General features: G+C 71.4%; 17 protein-coding genes. 9 read left to right on the top strand and 8 right to left on the bottom strand.

Translation table 11 applies throughout. From position 1 onward, the window contains the following. Nucleotides 1-6: 6 nt before the first annotated feature. Complete coding sequence (locus ACZ7L6_RS16235) at nucleotides 7-771, bottom strand: hypothetical protein (RefSeq protein ID WP_471924229.1); 765 nt, start codon at nucleotides 769-771, stop codon at nucleotides 7-9. A 166-nt stretch (nucleotides 772-937) separates the two neighbouring features. On the opposite strand from ACZ7L6_RS16235, the gene ACZ7L6_RS16230 reads away from it, so the two are divergent. Next, nucleotides 938-1,711: a class I SAM-dependent methyltransferase gene (locus ACZ7L6_RS16230; protein WP_471924227.1), complete on the top strand. Its 774-nt coding sequence runs from the start codon at nucleotides 938-940 to the stop codon at nucleotides 1,709-1,711. A 36-nt stretch (nucleotides 1,712-1,747) separates the two neighbouring features. Further along, complete coding sequence (locus ACZ7L6_RS16225; RefSeq protein WP_471924225.1) at nucleotides 1,748-2,314, top strand: hypothetical protein; 567 nt, start codon at nucleotides 1,748-1,750, stop codon at nucleotides 2,312-2,314. Between the two features lie 119 nt (nucleotides 2,315-2,433). Here the strand turns inward: ACZ7L6_RS16225 and ACZ7L6_RS16220 are convergent, their stop codons facing one another. Then, nucleotides 2,434-3,111: an HAD family hydrolase gene (locus ACZ7L6_RS16220; protein ID WP_471924223.1), complete on the bottom strand. Its 678-nt coding sequence runs from the start codon at nucleotides 3,109-3,111 to the stop codon at nucleotides 2,434-2,436. Between the two features lie 159 nt (nucleotides 3,112-3,270). Here ACZ7L6_RS16220 and ACZ7L6_RS16215 point away from each other — a divergent pair, with 159 nt between their 5' ends. Beyond that, nucleotides 3,271-4,062, top strand: coding sequence for a hypothetical protein (locus ACZ7L6_RS16215; protein ID WP_471924221.1), 792 nt, complete (start codon nucleotides 3,271-3,273; stop codon nucleotides 4,060-4,062). A gap of 15 nt (nucleotides 4,063-4,077) precedes the next feature. On the opposite strand, the gene ACZ7L6_RS16210 is transcribed toward ACZ7L6_RS16215, so the two are convergent. Further along, the gene (locus ACZ7L6_RS16210) at nucleotides 4,078-5,043 is read right to left on the bottom strand and encodes an expansin EXLX1 family cellulose-binding protein (RefSeq protein WP_471924219.1); all 966 of its coding nucleotides are present in this window, start codon (nucleotides 5,041-5,043) and stop codon (nucleotides 4,078-4,080) included. 308 nt (nucleotides 5,044-5,351) lie between these two features. On the opposite strand from ACZ7L6_RS16210, the gene ACZ7L6_RS16205 reads away from it, so the two are divergent. The 6 genes from ACZ7L6_RS16205 to ACZ7L6_RS16180 all read left to right on the top strand — a co-directional run bounded on the left by ACZ7L6_RS16205 (nucleotide 5,352) and on the right by ACZ7L6_RS16180 (nucleotide 15,191). Next, nucleotides 5,352-6,884, top strand: coding sequence for a glycosyl hydrolase family 28 protein (locus tag ACZ7L6_RS16205; protein ID WP_471924217.1), 1,533 nt, complete (start codon nucleotides 5,352-5,354; stop codon nucleotides 6,882-6,884). A gap of 123 nt (nucleotides 6,885-7,007) precedes the next feature. After that, nucleotides 7,008-8,498 (top strand): hypothetical protein, encoded by a 1,491-nt coding sequence (locus ACZ7L6_RS16200; protein WP_471924215.1) that lies wholly within the window; start codon nucleotides 7,008-7,010, stop codon nucleotides 8,496-8,498. A 106-nt stretch (nucleotides 8,499-8,604) separates the two neighbouring features. Beyond that, nucleotides 8,605-9,846: an AAA family ATPase gene (locus ACZ7L6_RS16195; RefSeq protein ID WP_471924213.1), complete on the top strand. Its 1,242-nt coding sequence runs from the start codon at nucleotides 8,605-8,607 to the stop codon at nucleotides 9,844-9,846. A 38-nt stretch (nucleotides 9,847-9,884) separates the two neighbouring features. Beyond that, entirely contained in the window at nucleotides 9,885-11,132 is a 1,248-nt protein-coding gene (locus ACZ7L6_RS16190) for a vWA domain-containing protein (RefSeq protein WP_471924211.1), read from the top strand. Nucleotides 11,133-11,604: 472 nt separating this feature from the next. Then, complete coding sequence (locus ACZ7L6_RS16185) at nucleotides 11,605-13,815, top strand: MMPL family transporter (RefSeq protein WP_471924209.1); 2,211 nt, start codon at nucleotides 11,605-11,607, stop codon at nucleotides 13,813-13,815. A 116-nt stretch (nucleotides 13,816-13,931) separates the two neighbouring features. After that, entirely contained in the window at nucleotides 13,932-15,191 is a 1,260-nt protein-coding gene (locus tag ACZ7L6_RS16180) for a sensor histidine kinase (RefSeq protein ID WP_471924207.1), read from the top strand. 36 nt (nucleotides 15,192-15,227) lie between these two features. Here the strand turns inward: ACZ7L6_RS16180 and ACZ7L6_RS16175 are convergent, their stop codons facing one another. From ACZ7L6_RS16175 to ACZ7L6_RS16155, 5 genes are all read right to left on the bottom strand, one after another. Next, nucleotides 15,228-15,779, bottom strand: coding sequence for a tellurite resistance TerB family protein (locus ACZ7L6_RS16175; RefSeq protein ID WP_471924205.1), 552 nt, complete (start codon nucleotides 15,777-15,779; stop codon nucleotides 15,228-15,230). Between the two features lie 106 nt (nucleotides 15,780-15,885). Further along, complete coding sequence (locus tag ACZ7L6_RS16170) at nucleotides 15,886-16,368, bottom strand: signal peptide protein (RefSeq protein ID WP_471924203.1); 483 nt, start codon at nucleotides 16,366-16,368, stop codon at nucleotides 15,886-15,888. A 250-nt stretch (nucleotides 16,369-16,618) separates the two neighbouring features. Continuing rightward, entirely contained in the window at nucleotides 16,619-17,221 is a 603-nt protein-coding gene (locus ACZ7L6_RS16165) for a flavodoxin family protein (RefSeq protein ID WP_471924201.1), read from the bottom strand. Nucleotides 17,222-17,248: 27 nt separating this feature from the next. Then, a complete protein-coding gene (locus tag ACZ7L6_RS16160; RefSeq protein WP_471924199.1) occupies nucleotides 17,249-17,425 on the bottom strand; it encodes a hypothetical protein in 177 nt (58 codons plus the stop codon). A 147-nt stretch (nucleotides 17,426-17,572) separates the two neighbouring features. Beyond that, nucleotides 17,573-19,111 (bottom strand): FAD-dependent oxidoreductase, encoded by a 1,539-nt coding sequence (locus ACZ7L6_RS16155; RefSeq protein ID WP_471924197.1) that lies wholly within the window; start codon nucleotides 19,109-19,111, stop codon nucleotides 17,573-17,575. Nucleotides 19,112-19,189 lie beyond the last annotated feature (78 nt).

Raw genomic sequence — 19,189 nt, 5'->3', positions numbered from 1 at the left:
TGTACGTCAGCGCACGTCGACGAAGTCACCGGCGGTCTTGACCGCCGGGGTGGTGGCGGTGCCGGCGAAGTTCCAGCGCCAGTAACCGTCACGGTTGGCGGTGACGGTCGTCCTCAACTTGCCGGTGCCGTCCGTCTTGACGGTCTTGACGGTGCTGTAGGTGCTGCTGCCCGCGGGCCGGAACTGGAGCCGGACGGACTGATAGGTGTAGCCCGCGTAGACGTACCGGTCCCAGTTGGCCCGGGCGAGCTTGCCCGTGACCGTGATCGACTTGCCCTTGGCGACCGGCTCGGGCGAGGCGTCGACGCTGAGCGTGGAGCGCCGCTTCACCGGGTGGGTGCCGTAGACGCCGCCGTAGTAGTCACCGTCCTTGGCCTTGAGCTGGACGTACACGTCCCAGGGCCCGGCAAGGGTGTTGCGGGGCAGGTCGATGTCCGGGTCGAGCTTGACGGTGAGCTTGCAGGTGGACGTGGTGGCGCTGGTGGCCGTGCACGTGGGGACGCCGTGGTACGACCAGTAGTCGTCCCCCTTCTCCCGGTCGATCGCCAAGAACGCGAGGTCCGTACTGATCCCCGAATCATCGGAAGCGGTCACCGAGATGGTGAACGACTCCGTCCGGGAGATCCCGAAGACGATGCTCTTGCCACCGTTCACGGACACCTTCTTGATCTCCACCCCGGTCTCCGCGGCATGCGCGGGCAGGACGGTGAGAGCAGAGCCGCACAGGGCGAGGGCACCGGCGAGCACGGCACCTATGGATGCTGAACGCATGAATCCCCACAAAGTCGAGCCGGCCGACGATCCTGGATCCCCCCTGGTCGCGGGCACGGCGGGTGGCGTGAGGATACGGCACGGGGTGTTGGGGCGTCGCGCGTGATCCCCCTGTGCGTAGGTGGATCGCGGCGCGGCTGGATCATGTGCCCCATAGGCTGCGGCGATGGAACGCGTAACGGACGTGCCCGAGAGTCTCGCCCAGTCCCCCGCTCCGGTCCGGGTGAACGACTACGACAGTTTCGCCGAGGCGTACTCGGCGGAGACCGAGAACAGCCTCGTGAACGCGTACTACGCGCGGCCCGCGATGGTGGCCCTCGCCGGAGACGTGGCCGGCCGTCGGATCCTGGACGCCGGCTGCGGCTCAGGCCCCCTGTCCGCCGCACTGCGCGACCGCGGTGCCGTCGTCACCGGCATCGACGCCAGCGCCAGGATGCTGGAGCTGGCCAGGCGGCGGCTCGGTGACGACGCGGCCCTGCACGTGGCGGACCTGAGCGACCCTCTGCCGTTCGCCGACGGCGCGTTCGACGACGTCGTCGCGTCGCTGGTCCTGCACTACCTGGAGGACTGGGGGCCTACGCTGGCCGAGGTACGGCGCGTGCTCAGGCCCGGCGGCCGGCTGATCGCGTCGGTGGACCACCCTTTCGTCGCCTACACGATCCACGATCCTCGGCCCGACTACTTCGCGACCACCGGCTATACCTTCGACTGGACGTTCAACGGGCAGTCCGTCCCGATGAGGTTCTGGCGCAAGCCGTTGCACGCGATGACCGATGCCTTCACCACGGCCGGCTTCCGCATCACCGCCGTCAGCGAGCCACAGCCCGACCCGGCCGCCCGCGAGCTGTTCCCCGACGGCTTCCAGGACCTCTCGACCAAACCCTGCTTCCTTTTCTTCGTCGTCCAGGCACCGCCGCCGGCCGGGGGCTCGGACGACTAGCCACTGGTTGTCGGATGTGCGTGGCAGGATCCCCGGATGAATCTTTCGCCGCGCCCTGCCGAAGCCGTGTCCACAGTGGCAACCGACGCCGGAATGCTCGCCCTGTGGGACCCTCAGCAGTTCACCGGCATCGTCGACCACGACACCTGGGACGCGCAGCTCGGCGAGGACGAGGACGTTGAACGGCACATCCGAACCGGTGCCTTGGTCCCCATCAACATCCGAAGTGACGGGGCCTTCGGAGTCGTGGTCCGCACAGGCGAGGTCGACCGGCCTGCCCGACTGACCGAGGGGGAGAGCAGGCACTGCCTGCTCACCTCGGATGCATACCTCTTTCGTTCGTCGGGGCAGGTGTGGCTCAGCGGTATCGAGGCCGTGGAGGCCGAAGCATGGCCTGACACCGTCCGGTTCGATCTGCCCGTGGGCCGCTACTCGGTGGTGATCCACTTGATCGCGTGGGAAGACGAACCCGGCAGTGTCAACGAGGACGGCACCCCGTCGGAGACCGCGCTCTCCGACTTCGTAGCCGTCATCAACCCCGCCGCGCCGGAACAGGACGACTTCCGCTCCGTGGCGGAGACCTTCGACAGACCGGGAGACTGACGACCGAGGACGGACATCCGGCGGGAGAGCCGGGGCCGGTCGGCCTTCCGGCGATGGGAGCCCGCGGAGCGTCGGGACGCTTCAGGGCCGTGAGTACTGCCCGACGTCGCCGGACGGCCTCAGGCCGCGGCATCCCCGCAGGACCCGGCGGACGCGAAGGCCAGGATGTGCGGGACCGCCTCGCGCAGGCCGGCGAAGTGGCGGTGTACGCCCTTCACCGGGACCGTGGCGTTCACGCCCCATACCGTCATCCCGGCGTCCAGTCCGGACTGTACGCCGGAGGGGGCGTCCTCGATGACCAGGCAGTCCTTCGGGTCGGCACCCAGACGGGCAGCGGCGTGCAGGTAGGGCACGGGAGAGGGTTTGCCCTCCTCGACCGCGGCCGCGTCCACGATCACGTCCGGTAGCGGCAGGCCCGTCCGCAGGAAGCGGCCGCGTACCCGGTGCTCGTAGTTCGAGGTCACCAGCGCCCAGGCGCCCGGGGTCAGGGCGTGCAGCAGCTCCGGTGCGCCGTCGAAGGCCGTGTAGATGCCGGACCGTACGTCCTCGTCCTCCAGTTCGTGCAGCGTGGCCAGGCACTCGTGCGGATCGCGGTCCGCGGCGACCTGTGCGAACGTCTCCATCGGCCGCGTCCGCAGAGCCACCCGGTAGACCTCCGCCGCGTCCAGCCCGTACCGCTCCGCCCAGGTCTCCCAGACCCGGCGCTGGTTGCTCACCGCGTCGATCAATGTGCCGTCGACGTCGAACAGTACGTACTTCTTGCGGCCCGGCCGCCCGGATTCGCCTTCACTGGTCACGCGCTGATCATGTCAGGCGGCACACGGGCGGCTGCGAGGCCGCTGTGTGCCCGGGCTGCCATCGGCCGGAGCAAGGCGTGCTCAAATGTGTCTGGAGGGGACTGGCGGGACGGACGAGGGGGCGCGGTGGGGCCGGCGGGGCGCAGAGTCAGGGGGGCCGTGGCGTGGGTGCTGATCGCTGTCGTGGTTCTCGGTGTGGGGGTCGCGATGGCCTTCCAGGTGCGCGGTGCGCTGGAGCGGGAGCGCGAGTTCCGTGCCGCGCCCGCTTGTGCCTCCGTCCCGGTGAAGGCGTCGGGGTGCCTGTGGGAGCAGGAGTTCACCGTGAGAGCAGTCGATACGCACCGTCGTGAACGACGCGAGCCCCCGGAAGCCGAGTTGGTCCTGCCCTCCGGCAAGCCTTGGGAGGTGACGTTCCGGAACACCGATCCGGTGGTGTCGGAGATGCAGCCGGGCGAGAAGGTCGTCGGTCTGATCTGGCACGGGGAGGTCGTCGAGGTCCGGGACGCCGACGGGCGGCGGCAGCAGACGTCGTCGGGGCCCGTGGGCTGGCCCGAGGACCGGCTCGGCGGTGCGCTCGCCTGTGTCTCGTTCGGGCTGGCCGCCCTCGTCGGAGGGCTGTGGCAGCTCTTCGTACCGGGCAGGCGGCGTCATGCGAGAGCAGCGGCCGTCGTACGGTGGCACGGCGTCGGCCTGGGCGGCACAGCCATCCTCACGCTCTGGGCGCAGTCGGCCAACGACTGGCCGCTCTGGGCGATTCCGGCGATCTGGGGGCCGCTCGTGCTGCTCCTCCTCGCCTCCATGGTGGCCTTCGTCCTGGCCGCCCTCCGCGGTGAACTGGACGATGACGATGACGAGGACCACGCCGGTGCCGGTGCCGGTGCCGGTGCCGGTTCCGGCGGAGGTGGCGACGGTGCGTCCGTCTCGCGGGACGCAGGGAGTGGTCAGGACTGAGGGCCCCCGTCACACTCAGTGCGCCGCGAACTGCCTCCCCGTCGACTGCAGTACATCGGGGCGCACACCTACCCCGTCCACCGTCAACGCCTCCCCGTAGATGTCGGTGACCCTGATCGGCCCGCCACACCCACTCCCCTGCTCGGAGAGGAAGTAGTTGTACTCGGTACGCGGCAACTGACGCCACCCGCCGCCGTCCCGAACCTCCAGCCGCGCCACCGGATTCCGGTGCCCCACCACCTGGATCCCGCACCAGTGGCTGCTGGAGCCGGTCTTGTACCGGATCGACATCGCCTCGGATGTGCTGGCGCTCAGCAGCGTCCACGTGATGGGGATGCGCCCGGCCGAGGGTGCCGCCAGCTTGGCGAAAGCCTCCGCGCTCAGGTCGAGTTGGCCGGGGGCGCAGGGGAGCGGGCACTCGTTGGTGATGCGGACCGTTATGGAGGCGCCGGTCGCCGCGCGGACGCGTATGTAGGCCCCGCAGGCCTTGGAGGTCTCGTAGTCCGTGTGGTTCATCGCCGCCGTCATGACGTCGTCCGTCGGGCCGTACAGACAGGCGCCGTCGCCGTTGCCCGTGTCATAGAAGGTGGCGACCCCGTCGTAGGTGACGTCCGGGCGGATCCGTCCCGCCAGGGGGGCGGCACCCGACGCCGGCCGGGGAGTCGTCGTGGCCGACGGGCGTGACGTTGTGGGGGCGGAACCGGGTCGTGGCGTTGTCTTGGCAGGCGTCGCCGTGGGGGTGGCCGTCCTGGGGCGCTTCGGCTTCCGCGTCGCATCCGGATGGGGGCTCGGTGTCGTCCGCGGGGACGTCGACCGGGTGTCGGCCGCGGGCGTCGTCCCCGCATGACCAGCCGTCGTCGCCGAGTCGGGGCGGAGGGCCATCAGCAGGGCCGCGGCGAGTGCCACGGCCGTCACGACCGCGGCGGGGACAAAGGCCGAGCGCCACTTGCGCGGGGACCGGCGGTGGGAACGGGATGCCACGGATGAGTCCTTACGTGGTTCGGCGGAAGCGGAGCACGTGGGTCCTGTGAGGCTCCCTGCGGCAGGCAGGGGGCCTTACGCATGTCAGTGGCCGCGGAAGGCGGAAAGGTTGCCGGGTTCGCGCTGAACTCGTGCTTCCGGCAGGGGAGTCGATGGCAACCGGTTCCCCCTGTCCTTCCATTCAGTCACCGACTCCGCCTGCCCGATTCTTTCGAAAATCGGTCATTCCCCTTGACTCAGGCCTCCGCACAGCCACAAGATCGGGCCCGCTCATCCCGGCAACCGGTTGCCATCACCGAGGAGTCCTCATGACCTCACCCCTCTCCCGCCGATCCACCCTCCAGGCCGCCGGAGTCCTCGCGGCCGCCGGTCTGGCGAACAGCCTCGCCGGGACCGCGAACGCGGCCACCGCCTCCGCCGCCACGGCGGACGAGACCGCCGGGGACATCGTTGTCACCCACCCCACGCTGCCCTCCGTCCCGGTCAACAACTCCTTCACCGTCAAGGTCCGCGCTGCAGGTGGCAGTTGGCGGAGACTCGACGTCTACCTGGCCAAGCTCGCGCTCATCGACCCCGTCACCGGCAGCAACAGGGCGCAGAACTCCTCCTGGGCCGCCTTCGACTTCTCCGGCACCGTCGAGGTCGAGGTCACCTACAACCCGGGCAGCGCCGAGAAGTTCCGTGTCCGCCCGGACTCGTACGGCATCAAGCCCGAGGAGCTGGGCGGCACCGCGCGTTTCACCCTGGACCGGCCCCGCAACGTCGTCGTCCAGGTCGACGACAAGGTCTTCGACTGCCTGCACCTGCTCGCGAACCCGCTCGAGCAGAACCCGCCCGCCGAGGGCGACAAGCACGTCATGTACTTCGGGCCGGGTCTGCACACCACCTCGGACCGGTTGCTGAAGGTGCCCAGCGGCACCACCGTCTATCTGGCGCCCGGCGCCGTCCTCACCTCTCAGGTGATCTTCGAGAACGTGGAGAACTCCCGGCTCGTCGGCCGCGGCGTGCTCTACAACTCCCCGAACGGGGCGCTCTTCATCCGCAATACCGAGAACGTCACGATCGACGGCATAACGATCCTCAACCCCCGCTACGAGAACGTCCGGGTCGCCGAGTCCCAGAACCTCACCATCAAGAACCTGCGCGCCTTCAGCCACCAGGGCTGGGGCGACGGCATCCAGCTCTACTGCTCCGAGAACGTCACCGTCGACGGCTGCTTCCTGCGTACGTCCGACGACTCCGTCGCCCTCTACACCCACCGCTGGGACTTCTACGGCGACACCCGCAACATCACGGTCAGGAACTGCTCCCTGTGGGCCGACGTCGCCCACCCGATCAACATCGGCGTGCACGGCAACTCGGACACCCCCGAGATGCTGGAGAACCTGACCTTCGAGAACATCGACATCCTCGACCACCGCGAGCCGCAGGTGACCTACCAGGGTGCCATCGCGTTCATGGTCGGCGACAGCAACCTCGTCCGGGACGTGAGGTTCGACAACATCCGCGTGGAGGACTTCCGCTGGGGCCAGCTCATCCACATGCGGGTCGAGTACAACCCGAAGTACAACACCTCGCCCGGCCGCGGCATCGAGTCCGTCTACGTCAAGGACCTCAGCTACAACGGCAAGAACGCCGACCTCTCGGTGATGATGGGCCTCGGCGAGGACCGTCTCGTCAAGGACGTCACCTTCGAGAACCTGCGCGTCAACGGCCGCGTGATCGCCGACAGCACGGGCAAGCCGAGGTGGTACCTGGCCTCCGACGGCGTGCCCATGCTGGTCAACGAGTACGTGCAGAACCTGCGGTTCCTCACCACCGAGGAGGCCGCGGCCCTGTAGCGGGCCATTTCCGGGTGGTGGGAAATCGCTGGCGGATCGCGGGCGGGCGGCGTTACGCTCGCCCGCGATGACGACTCATTCTGTTGACAGATTGGGGGTCCCGTCCGCGCAAGGTGAGTGCTGATGGGCACTCAGTTCGCGAACGGGGACACCCGGCTTTCCTTCTGGCCGCGCGTGCGTGAGTTCGCCGTGCCGGCCTCCATGATCGAGACCGCGACCGCCCGTCGGCTGGCGGGGGACTGGGCGGGGGCTTGTGCCGCCTCGGGTTTCGACGTCGATCTCAATCTGCGGTCCGTGGCGCGTGAGCACGGCCGCGAAGTCGCCGGTCGGGTCCGGGCCGATCTACGGCACCTCGCCCCCGACCTGCTGCGCTGGCACATGCCGAGAATCGCTCCCGACGGGCTGCTGCGGCCGGGGCTGACCCTTGCACTCGCCCGGTACGACGGTGGGGGGCGGGGTGGCAGACGGCCGCTGTATCTCGTGGTGCGGACTCCGCCTGCGTGGGCCGGTGCCGGTCAGCGGATCAGCCTTGCGTTGTGGGACGGGGCCGGGTCGGGGTCCGGGGCTGGGGCTGGGCCCGAGGGCCGTGTCTGTCGGCATCCGCATCCCCGGCCCAACCGGCGGTTCCGTCTCGATCTGCACCGTCACCTGTGGGATGTCCGCAGGGTCGGTGAGCTGCGGGGCAGGTCAGGGGGCGGCGGTCCTGGCCGTTTCGGCGGTCCCGGTGGTCTGCTCACCGATGACCAGGCCGGGACGGAGCCGGTCCTGGCGGGCCTGCCCGGCCTGGTGGGTCTGCCGTATGGGCGTCGCTGTGCCGTTGACCGGTGGGCGGACGAGGCGCGGTTACTGCTGCGCGCCGAGGGGCGGTCCAGTGGTGCCGTGCTCGTGAGGTTGGGGGGACGGCATCGGTTGGTTCTGGACGTGCCCCCGGAGGGAGACGGCGGTGGTGGGCCGCCCGTGCCGCGGATCGCGGCGTCCACCAGGGGCCGTGTCTCCGAGCTGCCCGTCCTTCCCGACGCGGCGACCTGGGTGCTGCCCGACCTGGAGTTGCTCCATCTCGGGCTCATCGACGCCGGCCGGCTGCATCCGCTGGTCGCCTCCGCCCTCGTACCGGATCATTCGCCGCCGCCCCGGCCGTCCGCGACTCCGGAACGGGCAGGGCAGCCACGCCTCGTCGAGTGCCGGGGAGCGCGGCACCGGATCGGTCTCGTGGACGGCGTCCTGGCGCCGTTGGACCACGACCCGGCCGAGATCCGGCGCGAGGAACTGCTGGCCGCCCTGACCGGAACGCCGCTCCCGTGCCTCCGGGTCATCGACGAAGCGCACCGGCGTCCGGACTGCCTGCCCGATGTGCGTGAACGCCTCGACCACGGCGACATCGCCGGTGCGCTGGCCGTCGTGGAGGGGCTGTTGGGTCCGGATGCCGTGCTGCGCCACGGTGCTCTGCGGGACGAGTTGGCCGCGGCGGCGGAGCGGCGGATCGTGTACGGGCTGTTCAGAGCGGGCCTGACCGAACCGGGGCCCGGGCGCCGTCCCGGATACGAACTCCTCGCTCCGGACCGCCCCCGCCCCCGCGACCGGCGCTCACGCAGACGGCACGCGACCTTCGACTGACCTCAGCCGGCCTGACCTGAATCGACCCTGGCCTGGCCTGGCCTGTCCTGGCCTGACCTGGCCTGTCCCGTCCTGACCCTGCCCTCGTACCCAAAGGTGATCACACATGCCCACGCGCCTCGCCCCCACCCGCCCAGCTTCCCAACTCGACGTGGCCGCCGACCTGTTGGCCCTCCTCGGTGACACCACCACCGAACCCCGCCCCGACACGCAACTGGAGGCCCTGACCCTGGCCGTCGCGGCCGACCTGCCCGTCCTCCTGTGGGGTGAGCCGGGTATCGGCAAAACTGCTGCCCTGACCCAGCTCGCCGCCGCGCTGGAGCTGCCGCTGACCACGGTGATCGCCAGCGTGCACGAGCCGTCCGACTTCTCGGGCCTGCCCGTCGTCGGGGACGATCCGGCCGAGCAGGGCGTGCCGATGGCGCCGCCGGACTGGGCCGTACGGCTGGTGAAGGCCGGGCGGGGGCTGTTGTTCCTGGACGAGTTGTCCACCGCGCCGCCGGCCGTGCAGGCCGCGCTGTTGCGGCTGGTGCTCGAGCGGAGGATCGGTGCGCTTCAACTGCCGCCGGACGTACGGATCGTGGCCGCCGCCAACCCGCGGTCCTCGGCGGCCGACGGCTGGGAGCTGAGCGCGCCGCTGGCCAACCGGTTCGTGCATCTGCAGTGGACCCACGACCACGAGGTCGTCGTACGGGGACTCGGCGGGACCTGGCCGCGGGCGACCCTGCCGCGACTCGACCCGCGGAAGCTGCCGGACGCCGTGGACTTCGCCCGGCGCGCGGTTTGCGGGCTGCTCTCCGGGCGGCCGGGTCTCGTGCACCGGCTGCCGGGCAGTGAGACGCGCCGGGGTGGCCCCTGGCCGTCGCCTCGCAGCTGGGAGATGACGCAGCGTCTGATCGCCTTCGCGACCGCCGCCGGTTCCTCGCGGGACGTGCTCTCGCTGCTGGTCAGGGGCACCGTGGGGGACGGTCCCGGGCTGGAGCTGCTGGCGTGCGTGGACCGGATGGACCTGCCGGACCCCGAGCTGCTGCTCGCCGATCCGGCCGGTGCCGTGCTGCCCGAGCGGGGGGATCTGCGGCAGGCCGCGCTCGACGGGGTGGTGGAGGCGGTACGGGCGCGTCCCGAGAAGTCCCGCTGGGACGCGGCCTGGGCGTTGCTGGTCCGGGCGGTGGAGACCGGGGCGCCTGACCTCGTCGTCGTCCCCGCGTCCACGCTTGCCTCGCTCCGCCAGGAGGACTGGGACGTGCCGCCGTCGATCGAGCAGCTCGCCGGAGTCGTGGGCCTGTCCCGGCGGGCGGATCACGCGGCGGACCGGACGGCGGCGGTCGCCGCGAAGGCGGGCCGGTGAGCGGGGGTGCCTCCGGCAGGGCCGAGGAATCACGAGGCATGCGCCAAGCACCCGATCGGGCTGTGGCCCTCGACCGTGACAAGCTCTTCGCCGCCCGGCTGCACGCCGCCCGCGTCCGGCCGTATCTGGCGACCGCCCTGTTCGCCCTGCACGTCGTGGAGTCGCGGCGGGTGCCGACGATGGCCGTCGACCGGCACTGGCGGTGCTACGTCTCGCCCCCGTTCGTGGACCGTACGCCGGTGGAGGAGCTGGCCGGGGTGTGGGTGCACGAGGTGTCGCATCTGCTGCGGGACCATCACGGACGCAGTGACCGGGTGGCGCGCGAGCGCGGGCTGACCGGGCCGGGGGAGCGGCTGCGGATGAACATCGCCGCGGACTGCGAGATCAACGACGACGTGTACGGCGACGGGCTCGCCCGGCCCGAAGGCGCCGTCCTGCCGCGGACCTTGATGCTGCACGAGGGCGAGCTGATGGAGGACTATCTGCGTCAGTTCCGGCTCGGGCCGCGTATGCAGGATCTGGCCTGGCTGGACTGCGGCAGTGGGGCCGACGGGCTCGAACGGGAGTGGGACCTGGGGGCGGACGGAGCACACGGGCTGAGCGCGCGGGAACGGGACGCCGTCCGGTTCCGGGTGGCGCAGGGCATCACCGGGCGGCCGGGTCACGCCTCGGCGGGGTGGCAGCGGTGGGCGGAGGAGGTCTTCCATCCGCCGCAGCCGTGGCGGGAGTTGCTGGGCGCGGCGGTCCGCTCGGCGGCCTTCAGTCCGGGTGCCGGCGACGACTACACGTACGGCCGTCCCTCGCGTCGTTCGGCCTCGGTGCCCGGCGCCGTCCTGCCGAGCCTGCGGCGCCGGCCGCCCCGGGTCTGCGTCGTCATCGACACCTCCGGCTCGGTCAGCGACGCCGAACTGGGCAGCGCGCTGCTGGAGGTCGCCGCGATCTCCCGGGCCGTCGGTGGGCGGCACGATCTGGTCAGCGTCGTGCCGTGCGACGCGGCGGCCGGGGGCGTGCACCGGTTGTGCCGTGTCGAGGGGATTCCGCTGGTGGGGGGTGGCGGCACGGATCTGCGCGCCGGCTTCGCCAGGGCGCTGAGAGCGCGGCCCCGGCCCGATGTCGTCGTCGCCCTGACGGACGGTCAGACCCCGTGGCCGAGCACGCGGCCGCCGTGCCGGACGGTCGTGGGGCTGTTCCCCCGGGGGGCGGGCGCGGGCGCGGTGAACGAGGACGACCCCGACTATGTGCCGGACCTGCCACCGGAGTGGGCGCGGGTCGTCGAGATCGGGTAGGGCAGCGCGGGGCGGTGATACCTGCCGCCTGCCTGCCTCCACACGGATTCTCGCCCCCGCCGCCCCTACCCGTCCCATCCCCAGGGGCGCCGCCCCTTCGACCCCGGCCCCTGGGGGCTGCCGCCCCCAGACCCCCGCTTCGGCCCTGAAGGGGCCTCGTCCTCAAACGCCGGCGGGCTGGATGATGCGGACCGGTGCTGGGAAGTGAGTGCCGGTCCTGTGCGGCGGAACACCCTGCGGGTGGGTGGGGGTTAGGGACGGTGGCGCCTCGGCCTCGAACGCCGGACGGGCTGGAGCACATACGGCCTCGGTCTCGCCGTCCGTTCTCCCCGTCGTACCCATGGCTGACGTATCCGTCGATGCGTACTGCGTTCTCAGTACGGCGGATTGTCGGCAGCCGCACGACGACGTGGTGCCCCTGCTCCCGACAGCCTGGGCACACGTTCGAGTCCCAGATGTGGAGACCCCTGTCGTGGCTACTTTCCTGTATCAAGTGGGCCGTCTGGCCTTCCGGCGGCGCTGGTACGTCGCCCTGGTCTGGGCGGCCGTGCTCGCCGCCGTCGGGCTGGGTGCCCTCAAGGCTCCGGGAGCCTCCGACGAGGAGTTCTCCATGCCGGGCATCGAGTCGCAGAAGGCGTTCGACCTGATGGAGGAGCGCTTCCCGGGTGCGACGGCCGACGGCGCGACCGCGCGGGTCGTCTTCGTCGCGCCGGGCGGTGAGAAGGTGACCGCCACCGGGAACAAGAAGGCCGTCGAGGAGGCCGTGGCCGAGCTGGGCGACGGCTCGCAGGTCGCCTCCGTCGTCGACCCGTTCCAGGCCAGGGCGGTCAGCAAGGACGGTACGACGGCCTACGCGACCGTCACCTACAAGGTCGGCGCCAACGATCTCACCGACGTCGGCAAGGCGCAGCTGGAGAAGGCGCTCGGCGACGCCCGCGACTCGGGGCTGACCGTCGAGGCCGGTGGCAGCGCGATGGACGACGGGGGCGGCCCGGGCGGGATGGCCGAGGTGATCGGCGTCGCGATCGCCGCCGTCGTCCTCCTCGTCACCTTCGGGTCCCTCGCTGCCGCCGGGCTGCCGCTGCTGACCGCCATCATCGGTGTCGGCGTCAGCATGGCGACCATTCTTGCCCTCTCCGACGCCCTCGGCCTGTCCACCACGACCGGCACCCTCGCGATGATGCTGGGCCTCGCGGTCGGCATCGACTACGCCCTGTTCGTCGTCTCGCGATACCGGGAGGAGCGCGCCAAGGGCCGTACACCGCAGGAGGCGACCGGTCTCGCCGTCGGTACGGCCGGCTCCGCGGTCGTCTTCGCCGGGCTCACCGTCGTGATCGCCCTCGCCGGGCTGTCGGTGGTCGGCATCCCGATGCTCACCAAGATGGGGCTGGCCGCGGCCGGCGCGGTCGTCGTCGCCGTACTGATCGCGCTGACCCTGGTCCCGGCGTTCCTCGGCTTCTGGCCGAACGCCGTGCTCTCGCGGCGGGCCCGCAAGAGCGGCCGTATGGACGAGACCGGTGACGACAACGGCGGCACGCGCTGGGCGCGGTTCGTGCTGCGCCGGCCCGTGCCCGTGCTGCTGCTCGGCGTCCTGGGGCTCGGTGCGCTCGCCGTGCCGATGACCCAGCTGCAGCTGGGCATGCCCGGCGACGAGGCCAAGTCGACCTCCACCACCGAGCGGCGGGCCTACGACGCGCTCGCCGAGGCCTTCGGGCCGGGCTTCAACGGGCCGCTGACCGTCGTCGTGGACGTCAAGGGCGCCGCGGACCCGAAGGACGCGGTCACGACCGTCGCCGAGGAGATCCGCGGCACGAAGGGTGTCGTGTCCGTCTCCCCGGCGCGCTTCAACGCGGCCGGTGACACCGCCGTCTTCTCGGTCGTGCCGGCCACCGCGCCGACCGACGAGAAGACCAAGGACCTGGTGACCACCATCCGGGACGGGCGTCCCGGGATCGAGACGCGGACCGGGGCGACCTTCGAGGTCACCGGCACCACCGCGCTGAACATCGACATCGCCGCCAAGGTGCAGGCCGCGCTGGTGCCGTATCTGATCGTCGTGGTCGGGCTCGCGGTCGTGCTGCTGCTGGTGGTCTTCCGGTCCGTGCTCGTCCCGCTCAAGGCGGCCGTCGGCTTCCTGCTGTCGGTGCTGGCCTCCCTCGGCGCGGTCGTCGTGGTCTTCCAGCAGGGGCACGGCGCCGGACTGCTGGGCGTGGAGCAGACCGGGCCGATCATGAGCCTGATGCCGATCTTCCTGGTGGGCATCGTCTTCGGGCTCGCCATGGACTACGAGGTCTTCCTCGTCTCGCGGATGCGGGAGGCGTACGTCCACGGGGAGCCGGCCCGTGCGGCGGTCACGTCCGGCTTCCGGCACAGCGCCCGCGTCGTCGTGGCCGCCGCTCTGATCATGATCGCGGTCTTCGCCGGGTTCATCGGCGAGAGCGACTCCATGATCAAGATGATCGGGTTCGGCCTCGCCTCCGCCGTGCTCTTCGACGCCTTCGTCGTACGGATGGCGATCGTGCCGGCCGTGCTGGCCCTGCTCGGCGACAAGGCCTGGTGGCTGCCGAAGTGGCTGGACCGGATCCTGCCCCGCGTCGACGTGGAGGGGGAGGCGCTGAGCCGGCGGCCGGAGGCGGAGCCCGCGGCGGACGCCTCGGCCGACCTGGAACCGGCGCGCACCTGATCCGACGCCCCGCCCCCCACAGGGACCGCCCGTGACGAAGGACACGGGCGGTCCCGTCGGCCGTTCGCACCCGCAGACGTCCACCATGGACCCCAGCCCACCGACCGGAGAACCCGATGACCACCAGCCCGGAACGGCGCTATGCCGAGCGCATCGAGGAGTTCACGGACCGCATCGAGGAGTTCGCGGACCGCCACCGCTTTCTCGTCGATCTGGCACCGGTCCTCGCGCTGATGGGCTGCGCGACCCTCGGCAGTTCCCTCACCCTGCCCGGCGCCGAGCCACCGGACCAGGACAAGGCCGGCGTCATCCTCATGGGCGTCGCGTGCCTCGCTCTCCTGAAACACCGCACCCACCCGCGCACCGCCGTCGTCGTCACCGCCGTCTGCACGGTGATCGCGGTCGCGCTGGGCTACCTGGTCACCCCGCTGCTGCTGGCCCCCGTCATGGCGGCGCTCTACTGGCTGGCCGCCCTCAGCGACCGGAAGACGACCCGCGCCTACGGCCTCACCACCATGGTGGCCGTGAACCTCGCGGCGGTGTTCTCCGACTCCATGGAGCACCTGTCGCTGCTGCTCAGGACGATCGGCCCGTTCTTCTGGCTGCTGCTGCCCCTCGCCGCCGGCAAGATGACCCAGCTGCGGCGTGCCTACCTGAGTTCGGTGCAGGCCCGTGCCGAGCACGCCGAGCGCACCCGGGAGGAGGAGGCGCGGCTGCGCGTCACCGAGGAGCGCATGCGCATCGCCCGCGAGCTGCACGACGTCGTCGCCCACCACCTTGCGCTGGCCAACGCCCAGGCCGGTACCGCCGCGCATCTGGCGCTGACCAGTCCCGAGCAGACCAAGGCGATCCTCACCGACCTGACCGGCACCACGTCGTCCGCGCTGCGTGAGCTGAAGGCCACGCTGGGCCTGCTGCGGCACAGCGGCGACCCGGCCTCGACACCGCTGGAACCGTCACCGGGGCTCGCCCGCCTGCCCGAGCTGGTCTCGGCGTGCGCGTCCGCCGGGCTCAAGGTCACGGTCACCACCGAAGGGGAGCCGCAGCACCTCTCACCGGGCGTCGACCTGACCGCGTTCCGGATCGTCCAGGAGGCACTGACCAACGTCACCAAGCACGCCGCCACCCAGGCCGCGCACGTCCGGTTCGAGTACACCCGTACCCGTCTGACGATCACCGTCAGCAACGACGGCACGGTGGCCCCCGCGGCTTCCGGCCCCCCGGGAAGCCGGGGCTTCGGCGTCATGGGCATGCGGGAACGCGCCCGCTCCATCGGCGGCGAACTGTGCGCCGGCCACCGTCCCGAGGGCGGCTTCGAGGTCGCCACCACAGTGCCCCTGCAGCCGCACGGCGCCGCGGAGGACGCGACGCCGTGACACAGGGGGTTCGGATCGAGGCGTGCGCCTACCGCGTCAGAGGCCGAACTCCTGGGGAGACAGGCCGAGTACGGAGCACGCCTCGCGCAGGACCTGTTCCTCGGCCGGGGCGACGTATCCGTCCGCGCCCGCGACGACGAAGCCGGTCTGTACGACCGCCCTGGCCTCCGTCGGCTTCTTCGCCGCCTTGGCGATCTCCTGCAGGACCTCCTGCTTGCCCTGCTGGAAGTTGAACGCCAGCTGGTCGACATGCTTGTTGAAGCGCTGGCGGAGCTGTTCGGACGGGAAGTTCTGCAGGACGTCGTTGTTCAGGATCAGCGACTCCACATGCTGCCGCTCGGCCGGGTCGACATGCCCGTCGGCGGCGGCGACCAGGGCGCACATCGCCATGCTGGCGTCCCGGTAGGCGCCGCTCTTCAACTCCGTCTTGAGGGAGGTGAGCTGGGACTTGAGCGTGTTCACCAGCTGTGCCCGCGATCCCCCGGAGGATCCCGAACCCGGCCGGCCGTGTCCGCCGGTCCCCCGCATGCCCTGCGCCTGCTGCTGCAGACCCTTGGCCTGGTCCTTGATCCGATCCCACATCGCCATCCGTGCCACCTCGGCTTGAGCCCGTGTCGTTCCGGTCGTCCGCGTGCGTTCTGTGCGTCGTCCTGCCAACTCCCCCCGGCCTGCGGAAGTTCCCGCTCCGGCAGGTTCAGCCGTAGAGGGCCACCCTCGGGGCCACCGTGCCCCTGGCCTTCGGGTCGACGGCGGTGAGGCGGTAGACCTGGGTGAGGGTCTCGCCCGCGCGTACCATGCGCCGCGCCGTCGCGAGGTCGGTGAACAGGGTGCCGGTCTGCGTGCCGAGGTGCACGGCCTCCCAGCAGCCGTGTGCGGTACGCCGCTCCAGCTCGATGTCCGCCGGGCCCAGGAACGGCCCCGCGTCCGGGGAGGTCACCAGGATCTGGGGCGCGACGGTCCGGTCCGCCGACGAGTCGTTGCGGTAGGAAACCGTGAACTCGTGCCGCGCGCTGTCGGCGGGGAGCGGGCTCGTGGGCAGATCGACGAAGCCGGTGGGGATCGCGGACGCCTGCTTCTGCGCACCCGCACTCGTGGGCGCTCCCCCGACGCCCTGCTGCGTGTCCGCGAGGGCGGGGCCCGCCGTGGCCAGGGCGGCGAGCGCTACGGCAAGGGCCACGGAAGCAAGCCTGAGACGACGGGTGGTCTGCAACGACACGTTCGCTGATCCTTCGCATTCGCTCGGGTGACGCAGCACAGCGTAGGGGCCGTACAGCCACGGTCGGGTCCGCCGAACGGCCGAGGCGAGGGCGTCGGTCACCGGCCGAACGGCCGACCCCTCTTGAGCCGACCCCTCTTGAGCCGACCCCTCTTGAGCCGACCCCTCTTGAGCCGACCGCCCTCAGTGGACCGCCCTGGGCCAACTGCCGTCAGCCGGGTGCCTGCAGCGGCCGCGCGGCCAGCGCCCGGGCGACTCCGCAGAGGTTGTCGGCCATGGCTCGACCGGTCCGGTGAGCCCAGTCGCGTCCCCGCTGTTCGTCCAGGTAGTCGGGGCCGGGACCGGGGCCGAGGTGCCAGTAGGTCCACGCCTGGCCGGGAATCGTGTAGCCGATGTCCGCGAGCGCCCCGGAGATCTCGCTGATGACGTGGTGCGCGCCGTCCTCGTTCCCGGTGACCACCACACCGGCCACGCGGTTGTGGGCGACCGGGCGCTCCTCGTCGTCCGTCTCGGACATCATCGCGTCCATGCGCTCCATGACGCGCTGTGCCACCGACGACGGCCGGCCCAGCCAGGTGGGCGAGGCGATGACCAGGATCTCCGACTCCAGGAGCCGCGCGTGGACCCCGGGCCACTCGTCGCCGTCACCCGCGTCGGTGACCACGCCCGGGGCGATGTCGAGGTCGACGGCCCGTACGGAGGACACCTCCACGCCCTGCTCGGAGAGCCGCCGCCCGACCACCGCGGCCAGCGCCTCGGTGTTGGAGGACTCCGGAGACTTCTTGAGGGTGCAGTTGATGACGAGTGCTTTCACGACCGCTCCGACGCCGCGCGGGCGCCCTCAGTCCTCGCCCCGGACGATGTTCCACTCGGCGCTCTTGTGGGCCGAGCGCGGAGAACTGCCGTCCTCCACCGCGGGGAGACAGGTACGGATGGCCTTGCCCCGCAGGTGACGGGCCTTCGTCCAACCGGTCTCGCGTACCTTCAGGACCTTCTTCTCGGCAGTGCGCGCGATCACGGCGCCTCAACTTCTCTCTGCTTCCGAAACTCCTCAGCCCGCGGGGCTCAGCCCACGGGCCATCGATCACGCCCCGCCGGGTTCCCTCGGCGGTGGTCATCAAACGCCGTGCTGCTCAGGGGGCGTGCTGCTCAGGCGGCGCGCTGCTCACAGGTCGCGCTTGCGCAGCGGCCGTACCGCGGGACCCTGCAGGACCCGGCCGTCCGGGGCGAACCGGGAGCCGTGGCACGGGCACTCCCACGCCTGTTCCGCGCGGTTGAAGGCCACGATGCAGCCGAGGTGGGTGCAGCGGGCCGAGACCGCCTGGAGCCCGCCCTTCTCGTCGCAGTGGATCGCCCACTGCCCTCCGCCCATGCGCACCACGGCGCCGTCTCCCGGGGCGATCTCCTCCGGCGCGGGCCCGGTCAGCGGCCCGGTCAGCGGCGGGATCCGGTCGCCGACGAAGTGCCGGGCAACCTGGGCCTGGTGCTTCAGGAACGCCCCTCCCTCGCGGACCACGGAGGCCAGGCGGCGCGGATCGTACAGGCCGCTCCACTCGACCTTCCGTCCTGCGACGAGGTCGGCGAGCAGGCGGCCCGCCATGATGCCGCCGCTCATTCCCCAGCCACCGAACCCGGTCGCCACATAGGTGTGCCGGCTGCCGGGGTGGAGCGGCCCGACGAGCGGGACGGTGTCGGTGGAGTCGTTGTCCTGGGTGGCCCAACGGTGGGTGAACGTGAGCCCGGGGAAGCAGGCGCCGGCCCAGGCGGTCAGCCGGCCGAACCGTTCCTCGACGTCGGCGGTGCCGGGCGTGAAGTGCTCCCCGGTGACGATCAGCAGGCGTTTGCCGTCGCCGAGGGGCGCCGTGCGGACGGAGCGGGTGGCCTGCTCCGGGGTGATGTACATGTTGCGCGGCGCCTGCTCCTCGTCGATGGGCGCGGCCACGACCAGCTCGCGGCGCGGGGACAGCCGGGTGAAGAGCAGGGCGCGGTCGAAGACGGGGTAGTGCGTGGCGATCACGACGTCGCGGGCGCGCACGGACACACCGGCGTCGGTCGTGAGCACGCAGGGTTCGCCCTCGGCGAGGCCGACGACCCGAGTGTCCTCGTAGACCGAGCCGCCGCGCCGTCGCAGGTCGTCCGCGAGTGCCAGCAGGTACTTCCGGGGATGGAACTGGGCCTGCCCGGTCACCCGGACCGCACCGGCGACCGGGAACGGCAGCTCCGTCTCCGTGACGAACTCGGCGGGCAGACCGGCCTCCCGTGCCGCCTCCGCCTCGGCCCGCAGCTCCCTCACGCGCTGCGGTTTCTCGGCGTACGTGAACGCCGCCGCCTCCTCCCAGTCGCAGTCGATGCCCAGCTCCCGCACGATCTCCTCGGCGTGCCGGATCGCGGCGGTCTGCGAGCGCGCGTACAGCCGGGCGCCCTCCGGTCCGCGGGTGCGGCGCAGGCGGTCGTAGATCAGGGTGTGCTGGGCGGTGAGTTTGGCCGTCGTATGACCGGTGACGCCCGCGGCGAGGCGCCCCGCCTCCAGGACGGCGACCTCATGTCCCTGCTGCACCAGTTCCCAGGCCGTACTGAGCCCCGCGATGCCGCCGCCGACCACGGCGACGTCGACGGAGAGGTCGTCGGCCGGTGGGGGAGCGGGTTCGCCGGGTGGTGCGGTTTCCAGCCAGTAGGAGCTGCGGAGCTCTGTCTCAGCGTTCATGGCCGCCGAGTTCCCGCCATGGTGAGGTGACACGCGGACGGGTACCCGGGGCTCGGAACACGCACCGGCGGCCGGTGT

This window comes from Streptomyces sp. NPDC107522, from assembly GCF_055657525.1.
This window is presented reverse-complemented; position numbering and strand designations above follow the sequence as displayed.